The sequence below is a fragment of the Patescibacteria group bacterium genome (assembly GCA_026397045.1).
GTDB lineage: Bacteria > Patescibacteriota > Saccharimonadia > CAILAD01 > BJGX01 > JAPLVO01.
In genome coordinates this window covers 1-7656 of the sequence record JAPLVO010000021.1, presented here as the reverse complement: position 1 = coordinate 7656, position 7656 = coordinate 1, and the positions used below count along the sequence as shown (strand labels likewise).

12 protein-coding genes are annotated in these 7656 nt (G+C 43.1%); 8 read left to right on the top strand and 4 right to left on the bottom strand.

All coding sequences use genetic code 11. The features are described 5' to 3' along the window. A partial coding sequence (locus NT111_03485; GenBank protein MCX6805049.1) for a hypothetical protein occupies nucleotides 1-208 on the top strand: 208 nt, incomplete at its 5' end. A 121-nt stretch (nucleotides 209-329) separates the two neighbouring features. Here the strand turns inward: NT111_03485 and NT111_03480 are convergent. Continuing rightward, entirely contained in the window at nucleotides 330-1007 is a 678-nt protein-coding gene (locus NT111_03480; GenBank protein ID MCX6805048.1) for a hypothetical protein, read from the bottom strand. A gap of 130 nt (nucleotides 1008-1137) precedes the next feature. Here NT111_03480 and NT111_03475 point away from each other — a divergent pair, with 130 nt between their 5' ends. Next, on the top strand, nucleotides 1138-1530 hold the full coding sequence (locus NT111_03475) for a hypothetical protein (protein ID MCX6805047.1): 393 nt from the start codon (nucleotides 1138-1140) through the stop codon (nucleotides 1528-1530). A 59-nt stretch (nucleotides 1531-1589) separates the two neighbouring features. Here the strand turns inward: NT111_03475 and NT111_03470 are convergent, their stop codons facing one another. After that, a complete protein-coding gene (locus NT111_03470; protein MCX6805046.1) occupies nucleotides 1590-1928 on the bottom strand; it encodes a potassium channel family protein in 339 nt (112 codons plus the stop codon). Nucleotides 1929-2274: 346 nt separating this feature from the next. Here NT111_03470 and heR point away from each other — a divergent pair, with 346 nt between their 5' ends. The 4 genes from heR to NT111_03450 all read left to right on the top strand — a co-directional run bounded on the left by heR (nucleotide 2275) and on the right by NT111_03450 (nucleotide 4871). Beyond that, nucleotides 2275-3039 carry a heliorhodopsin HeR gene (gene heR, locus NT111_03465; protein MCX6805045.1) on the top strand — a complete coding sequence of 255 codons (765 nt, stop codon included), beginning with the start codon at nucleotides 2275-2277 and terminating at the stop codon, nucleotides 3037-3039. A gap of 12 nt (nucleotides 3040-3051) precedes the next feature. Further along, on the top strand, nucleotides 3052-3759 hold the full coding sequence (locus tag NT111_03460) for a hypothetical protein (GenBank protein MCX6805044.1): 708 nt from the start codon (nucleotides 3052-3054) through the stop codon (nucleotides 3757-3759). Between the two features lie 123 nt (nucleotides 3760-3882). Further along, nucleotides 3883-4434, top strand: coding sequence for a hypothetical protein (locus NT111_03455; GenBank protein ID MCX6805043.1), 552 nt, complete (start codon nucleotides 3883-3885; stop codon nucleotides 4432-4434). Nucleotides 4435-4571: 137 nt separating this feature from the next. Continuing rightward, a complete protein-coding gene (locus NT111_03450) occupies nucleotides 4572-4871 on the top strand; it encodes a hypothetical protein (GenBank protein MCX6805042.1) in 300 nt (99 codons plus the stop codon). A 129-nt stretch (nucleotides 4872-5000) separates the two neighbouring features. Here the strand turns inward: NT111_03450 and NT111_03445 are convergent, their stop codons facing one another. Further along, nucleotides 5001-5360: a hypothetical protein gene (locus NT111_03445; protein MCX6805041.1), complete on the bottom strand. Its 360-nt coding sequence runs from the start codon at nucleotides 5358-5360 to the stop codon at nucleotides 5001-5003. A gap of 76 nt (nucleotides 5361-5436) precedes the next feature. Here NT111_03445 and NT111_03440 point away from each other — a divergent pair, with 76 nt between their 5' ends. Beyond that, nucleotides 5437-6612, top strand: coding sequence for a hypothetical protein (locus NT111_03440; GenBank protein ID MCX6805040.1), 1176 nt, complete (start codon nucleotides 5437-5439; stop codon nucleotides 6610-6612). Nucleotides 6613-6665: 53 nt separating this feature from the next. Continuing rightward, nucleotides 6666-7172, top strand: coding sequence for an NYN domain-containing protein (locus NT111_03435; GenBank protein MCX6805039.1), 507 nt, complete (start codon nucleotides 6666-6668; stop codon nucleotides 7170-7172). A 90-nt stretch (nucleotides 7173-7262) separates the two neighbouring features. On the opposite strand, the gene NT111_03430 is transcribed toward NT111_03435, so the two are convergent. Next, nucleotides 7263-7613 (bottom strand): hypothetical protein, encoded by a 351-nt coding sequence (locus NT111_03430; GenBank protein MCX6805038.1) that lies wholly within the window; start codon nucleotides 7611-7613, stop codon nucleotides 7263-7265. Between the last annotated feature and the right edge of the window lie 43 nt (nucleotides 7614-7656).

Sequence of the window (7656 nt, the reverse complement as noted above, 5' to 3'; positions counted from 1 at the left end):
CGCAAGTGGTAAAATCACAAGCCAGCAGAAAGACCAAATTCTAGCCAAAATTACCGAATTAAAGCCTGCCGATGGAAGTATGAAGGGTATGTCGCCAGCTGAGCGTAAAGAGGCTAAAAAGAGCATTAGATCGCAAATATCCCAGTGGGCTAAAGATAATGGGTTAGATATTGGCCTATTTAGTAATAAAACCAAGGCTCCTAAATAAGCCGGTTATATATCAACATAAAGTTTTAAGTTTATATAGGCAGGTCTGATAATTTATATATATTATCAGCCTGTTTATTTTTATAATAACAAATCCCCGGCAAAGGATTTGCCAGGGATAATTAATTTATTGCTGGATTTGAGAGCATCAGCTCCGCTAAAACTGCCACCGAGATTTCTGGGTCAATATATCCGAAGTCGGTATCTTCGTAGTAAGTTCCGATAATCGCAACTAACTTATGATACCTTACGCCCAGTGGTTTTTTAAATCTTTTCGATGCGCCGAAGTATTGCTCAAGCTCGAATCTCTTTTTTCTAAATACCGTCTTACGAGGGTAGTTATATATGAGAAGATAAATGAGCTTTGCTGCGTCATCGCCAGAGAGCCACTTAATACTTTTGGACCCGTTTATTACATTTCTGGCTTTTTCGCGTTCAGTAATCCCACAGATCGCCAGAAACTCAACATTTGTCCAATTTCCTGCTGGCAAGCCTGAAAAGCTAGTCAGGCTGGCCTGGATAGGCTCCGTTATAGCTGGTTCCCGGCTTGGCTGAGGGTTCTTTTTAAAATATTCTCGAGCAAATTTTTCCATATCTGCCTGGTTGTAAAATATTGCCCTAGACCATTTATCCACATCTATGGGCATTTGCCCATTTTCGATTGCAAAATTCTTAAAACTTTGGAACGACTTTCCAAACATCTTCGAAGCCTGAACCGTAGTCATTAGCTGGGGGTCTTGTTGCGCACCCCAGAGCTGACGCAGCTGCTCGGTTGATTTCTTTTCCACTCCTTGTGTCATGGCCACTCTTTCTATGTAGGTACTAAAACTTAGTTATATACCATTTACTCGAAATAAGCAAGCCCTATGATTGATTTAAGATACCATTTTGATATAATTAAATCCCAAGTACCTACCAAAAGAGGTGAAAATGAAAGCAGAACACTCCGTGACTCTTTTAGCTCGCTATCTTTACCCATCACAAGTAGTACCCATTGTCGCAAGCTTAGCAGTTCATGACAGAAACCCCCATGAAGTCCCATATGTTGCAGGATCATTAGGCTTCGATTTTGTCCGACTGGTAGAGTTCACATTAGCTAGCGACGAACACTTTTCTAAGCAAATAGCCGACCTCGAGACCTACTACTGGGGCCAAGAAATATCAACTCTAGAAGTTTTTGATCAAGACCGAGTAGAAAAGTTGGGCGTTAATGTCGATAGGTTCGTTTTAACAAGCTGGGGCGCTCTGGTTCCCCTTTATAGCAACGACATAGCCATACCTACTCCGATTGCAATTGAACTTTCGGCCGATCTGCGAGGCTAGATAAATCCAACAGCCCCTTTAAATACTAAGGGGCTGGATTTTTATTAAGCGCAGGGAACTTATTTCTTCTTGCCGAGAGTTTTTCGGCGAGTAATCTTTTTGAGTCTCTTTTGAGCTGAGATTTTAACTATGATATTGAGGCTAGAGGCAATAATGCCCACGCCGATAAGGACATAGAATATCGTAAAAATTTTAGTTATGTCATTAGTGGGGTGGATATCGCCATAGCCTACCGTGGTAATAGTGATCACCGAAAAGTATATGGCATCTAGCCACTTCAGTGGCATGAAGTATCGGTAGAACACAGTGCCCGTGGCTATTACAGTAACTGCAGTCAATATAACCCAGCGAAATTTCAGGGCGTTTGCAATCGTACTTTCTTCTCGGTTGTCTTCCATAAATATATTTTAGCTCCTTTGGCAGTATTTTGGTAGTTCTTTGTTCGAGTCTCGATCATTTCGGTGATTTGTTGTATCGCATAAACCAATAGAGTTCTTGGAATGTTAAGGCTACCGAGCCCGTTAGCAACCTCACCTCACCTCGCCTTACTGCCATTTGCAGCAGTATTTCGTATAGCTACCATTGGCTTTGATCTTTTAAATTAAGCATCGTAGTTCTCATCCACTGGAAAACAACAATTATCTGCGTTAATTCTTGAGCTTATATTCCTGTTATGCTAATATATTTATGAAATAGTAAATAACTTTTAAATATCGGAGCATAATTATCAAACCTAAAACCAAGTTGGGTCAAAACCTTCAAAATCTTAACTTCAGAGTAGGCCTTGTACACTTAGCACAGGCTATAGTTTTGTTTTATATCGCCAATTATGCGCTTAAGATCCCAATAATCACTCGCTTTTTCGATGCTGGCCCTGATGGTAGTATTACCGCAACACCTGCTCAGCTCGTGGATATTCCAATAGCAATCATAGGCCCAATTTTTCTTTTGATAGCTGCGGTATTCCACCTTTTTATTGCCTCACCAGCATATATTCAAAAATATGAATCAAATATTAAAAAAGGCATTAACCCATTGCGCTGGGTAGAGTACTCCATAAGTTCTTCATTGATGTTAGTGGTGCTACTAATGATGGGTGGGCTTATCGAACTTCCAAGCGTTGTGTTCGTCTTTACGCTTAATTGGATAATGAATATGATGGGCCTAGAGATGGAGCGGTATAATCAAATAAGCGACAAGACATCCTGGTTTCCTTTCAATATCGGGGTTGTCGCAGGCATAGTGCCTTGGATAATAGGTGGCCTATACTTCTGGGCTAGCACCAATAACATTGCCGATTCTATCCCTTGGTACGCTCAGCTCGGCTTTGTCATTACCTTTTTGTTTTTCAATAGTTTTGCCGTCAATATGTGGTTGCAGTACAAAAAAATCGGCCCCTGGAAAAACTATGTGTACGGAGAAAAAGGATACATATGGCTTAGCCTTATCGCTAAGTCTGCGCTGGCCTGGGTTATTGTCCTGGGTACGCTGAATCAAGTGAGCAGGTGAGTGGACGCTTCCATGTTTAATTTTCTGAGTATATATTTTCTAATATCAGCACTGCTATTGGCCTATCTATCATATCGCTTCGCAATAATTAAATCTGACCATTTTAGGCTTTACGGTGTCGGTCTGGGGTTCATATCTCTAGCCCAGTTTTGCGCCTTAGCTGTGTCCATGCTTTGGATCGTTCCTTTCATAAACCCCAATTCCCTTTACGGTGTATCTTTGGTGTTTGCTCTATTGGCATTTTTGTCCTGCGTAGTCAGCTTTTTACCGGAAAAGATACGCAAGTTGAGCTATATATTCCTAGTATTTTGCGCTAGCATTGTGGCTGGTATTTACATCATCAACCCAATACTTTCTGGGCCTACCATCTATGAGCTTAGGTACATATTTTCATTTGATAATAGCATGTCTATGAACAGTTTTGGTTTGGCTTTCGCGCTAGCAATGGGGCTTGCCACACTTTCTGTAGCCAGAGAAATAAAAAACCCCAGCTTGCGGTTTATAACAGAATTCCTGGGCTTAATAGTGATTGTTTGTTTGACAATCAATATGATAAGCACCTCTAACACTCTTAGGCTCACGGCTGGTGCTGTCCTATCGATCTCGCTAGTTGCCCTAGCCGTTTCCTGTAATAGGCTTAAGCTATCTGTTGCGCTCAAAAGCAAGCCTAGCTCTCATCCAAAGCCAAAACCAAAACAAAAGGCAAAATCAAAACGCTGAACCATTAAATATTAGCAGGCCCCTTCAATCCACTGTTTCATCCTTAAAGCTTGACTAAAGTATCATATTGTTATATTATATAACCCTCATATGGACCCCCATATTTGAACCATTAGGAGAAATATGTTCGAAATATTCAGTAGTTATAACGAGCCGGTTGAGGCTTTCCACCACGAATATTGCGAGAGATTCTCGCCTAAGACTTTAAGAGCGGCCCTCGAAGAGGGGACTAGGGATGGAGCCATGCTCCAGCTATCAGCTGGAGACAGCCTGGTGTCCACTAAGGTGGAGTACCAAGAGGTGCTGCTACGCGCAGTTAGCGCGTATAATGAGGCAAACCTGCTGAACAATTTTGCCAAAGCGGTAGAGTTTGCCGTAGAGGGTCACAACGGCCCCCTAGACCGCCGCCCCATGGCCGGCTGGCCAAGGCACCTCAACGGTGCTCTGTTCAGCCCGGATGAGCTTTTTAGCCATTCCGAGAACGCCTTCATGGCGTTGGTCTACAGCAGGGCTGGAGATTACGGCGGCGTAGTGTCCGAGGCTGGATACTTCCGCGACACTGGAGCCCAGATATTCGGCAATAAGCGAGTGATTGGGCCAACACCAGCCCAGCAATTGTGCATGTGGCTAGCCGCCACATCAAAAAACTCCGGCGAGAGGAGAATTTTGATTTAGCATTACCTTTAGCATTAGCAGCCACCTTAGCATTAGGGTGGCTGCTAAATTCTTTTAGTCGTCTTTTATTGACACACAGCGCTCAAAAGATATAATAACTATCCTGCAGGATCGTCCTGCTCTAGAGGGGGTAAGAAATGAAAGTTTTGATTGTCGCCGAAAATAGGCGGCAAAAACTCAAAGGGTGGGCTGTTTTTCGCAGGTCTGGACTAAAATCCAATTCTAAGTATAAGCTAGAGTTCGTAGAAGAAGAATTTTTTTCTACCACTAGAAGCAATTCGGCACACTCCAAAATGGCTTTAATGATATTGGTTAGCAATGTCACCAAGGAATTTGGCAATACCCAGATGCTACTGGCAATTGTAGCTCCAAAAAGCAGCTGGGTAGCCAAGGAGATAGAGCCTCTGGTACCAATAACAAATATAGTTTTGTACTAGGTTTATATCTATGGCTCTACCTTGCAAGTTGCAGGGTAGAGCCATAATACTTTAATGCCATAACATATTCCGGCGACTGAATTATTTTTAATAGATTATATATTGAGCAGGCAGGGTAGCGCGGTAGTTTTATTTGAAGCGATTGGTAATTTTTTCGATATTAACATGCCATTTGTCCATCCAAACAAAACCGACAACATAGGCGACTACCAAAACTAGCGCTGACAACTTTAGGGCAGTCGAGGCACTTAGGCTTAAAAGGCCAAGGCCAAAATAAATGATAGGAACAATGATAATAAAAAGGCCGATCGAAAAGGCGTAGGATTTAGGCCTCGTATTAACCTTAATTGGGATCTCTTTGTAGGGTTTTTTATTGATATAAGACAACAGTCTGGCTAGCTTATCATTTGCGGCCCAGGCCTCGCTGCCGACATGAATTAGCTCATTTATACATAGGGCTAGTATCAAATTTGTTATATCTAGCTGCATCCGATCTATCCTACCACATTTTCTGGGCTTTTAATATTTAACCATATGCGGTATTGTGTATATAAGAAACTATTATATGGACACCCAAGACAAAGCAAAATCAAACATAAGCCCAGATGATGCGGGACTTTATAAAGACCACGGATCGAGCTCTGAGTATGAGGATAAATCCAAGGCTAGCCAAAGTTTTAAAGGCCCTAAGTACGGGCCCGATAGTGCTGCGGATGCACCTTCTGAGCCCAATACCGCAGCAGAGGCTGCAGTGTCAGCCAATTATCTTCATTCTCCAAAGCTAAGCGACCCTGAGCCCGAAAGTACAGATGAGCCTCAAGACGCCCAAAGCAAGCCTCCAGAAGACACTACCGCCAATACCGATAAAGAGCCTGGTACGCAAGCGGCTATCGGCTCGCAGGCAGCGCCCTCAAGCCCGGACATGATTAATGCCGATGAGCCAGTTTCCGACCAGCCCGAGTTGCCTAAACCCCAATCAACCGATACCAACCCAATGGCCACCGGCTCAGTGCCCGATATCGATAACCAGGATCTAGAAATCCCAGCCATTTCCAGAGCCAGTATCGAACCGGCCAGTGCCGACCCAGCCCCGAACCGTTCGTCGCACCGGGCTGCCAAGGTAGTGGGAATAATTATCGCTACAATTTTGGTTATAACTGCGGCCTCCATAGTCAGCTTGAGTATGACAATCAATAGGCCCAGCCCCGGAGCAGGCAGGACAGATGACTCTCAGAACACTCTAGATAAGTCACTTTCTAGTTTTGAAAACAAGTACAAGGGAAACATAATTACACTTAAGCCGCCGGCCACCCTGCCGGATTGGCAGACAGAGCTAAGTGGTGGCGATGGCATTTATCAGTATAAGTACAATAATAATAGTTGCCAGATAACCCTCCAGCAAAACTCTGGTGTAGACAAATCCGTAAGCTCTGGCTCAACTCTCGACAGCTCGATAAACACCTTACTCGACACCGCCAATAACAAGCTGAATTCCAAGGACCTGCAGTACAAAACTATCGGAGCCACCAATATCAGTTCCAATAAAGGCGATATACCATTTATAACTAAAGAAGGTACCTATACTAGTAACACAAATATCAACGGCACCATTCGTGTTTCAGCCCAGTGGCTTGGAGATAATGAATTTATATTCATCTCCGCCTGCACTACAGCTGATTGGCAGGCAGGCCAGGACTTATTTAATGATTTCCTATCGAAGACTTCTCTAGAAATTTCATAGTATGCGCTCGAATTGTCTGGTTTTAATCCACCCTAAGCTGTAAGATTAATAATATGTTTAGAAAAAACAATGCTAAGAACAACAACTTCGCTTTTATCGATAGCCAAAATCTCAACCTAGGCATCCGCTCCCAGGGCTGGAAACTAGACCATCGCCGCCTCAGATTGTATCTGAAGCACAAATATAATGTTAGCAAGGCCTTTATATTTATAGGGCTGGTGTCTGATAACCAAGATCTTTACGACGAACTCGAGAACGCAGGCTTTATCCTGGTGTATAAGCCGACAGTTGGGTATATGGAAAACGGCAAAGAGATCGTTAAGGGTAATGTTGACGCCGAGCTAGTATTGCATGCCTCGGCGATAGAATACAATAATTACGACAAGGCAATAATAATAACAGGCGATGGCGATTTCAGCTGCCTGATAGAGTTCTTGGATACTCGCGGCAAATTACTCAATTTATTAGTGCCAAGTGATAGGTTTTCAAAACTTCTTGGAAAGTATTCCAAAAAGATAATTAAAATCAGCAAGCTACGAGATAAGCTAGAACTAAAATGACCAGGAGTAGCGGTCGGTCGAAACCTTAGGCCTGCCTGGTCTTGGTGATAGTTTAAATATAACAAATAAGGTTTTATGGGTCAAGTGGTTTTAGCCAATATGGCTGTTTATGAGCTCAACGCTTTCTTTTGGGTCTTTGACCTCTACCACTAGCTGCTTGAAGTCTTCATCTTTTAGATCAATTACAATTGCATTATCAGAGTTGCGCACATCCCAAAAAACTTTCTCACCATCTCTATGAAAGGTGCCGGCGTATATAAGCCCTGGTACTCGTGTGCCTGGGCCTTTGAGGCCTTTTGGTAGAGAGGCGGCTTGTGGGTCGGCCTTTGCGCCTACCACATGCTTAAGTGGCACTGTTAGCTCACTGCGCAGGGCTAGCACTTTGCCAATACCATTTACTACTACCATAAGGTTGTCGCCATCTATACTGATTGTTACCATTGTGATCTCCTTATAAAAAGTTATTAATACTTGTCAGATTACT

Excerpts from the sequence above, each read along its gene's own strand:
- NT111_03480 (MCX6805048.1), bottom strand. The coding sequence starts at position 1,007 with ATGACACAAGGAGTGGAAAAGAAATCAACCGAGCAGCTGCGTCAGCTC.
- NT111_03475 (MCX6805047.1), top strand. The coding sequence starts at position 1,138 with ATGAAAGCAGAACACTCCGTGACTCTTTTAGCTCGCTATCTTTACCCA.
- NT111_03470 (MCX6805046.1), bottom strand. The coding sequence starts at position 1,928 with ATGGAAGACAACCGAGAAGAAAGTACGATTGCAAACGCCCTGAAATTT.
- NT111_03460 (MCX6805044.1), top strand. The coding sequence starts at position 3,052 with ATGTTTAATTTTCTGAGTATATATTTTCTAATATCAGCACTGCTATTG.
- NT111_03455 (MCX6805043.1), top strand. The coding sequence starts at position 3,883 with ATGTTCGAAATATTCAGTAGTTATAACGAGCCGGTTGAGGCTTTCCAC.
- NT111_03450 (MCX6805042.1), top strand. The coding sequence starts at position 4,572 with ATGAAAGTTTTGATTGTCGCCGAAAATAGGCGGCAAAAACTCAAAGGG.
- NT111_03445 (MCX6805041.1), bottom strand. The coding sequence starts at position 5,360 with ATGCAGCTAGATATAACAAATTTGATACTAGCCCTATGTATAAATGAG.
- NT111_03440 (MCX6805040.1), top strand. The coding sequence starts at position 5,437 with ATGGACACCCAAGACAAAGCAAAATCAAACATAAGCCCAGATGATGCG.
- NT111_03435 (MCX6805039.1), top strand. The coding sequence starts at position 6,666 with ATGTTTAGAAAAAACAATGCTAAGAACAACAACTTCGCTTTTATCGAT.
- NT111_03430 (MCX6805038.1), bottom strand. The coding sequence starts at position 7,613 with ATGGTAACAATCAGTATAGATGGCGACAACCTTATGGTAGTAGTAAAT.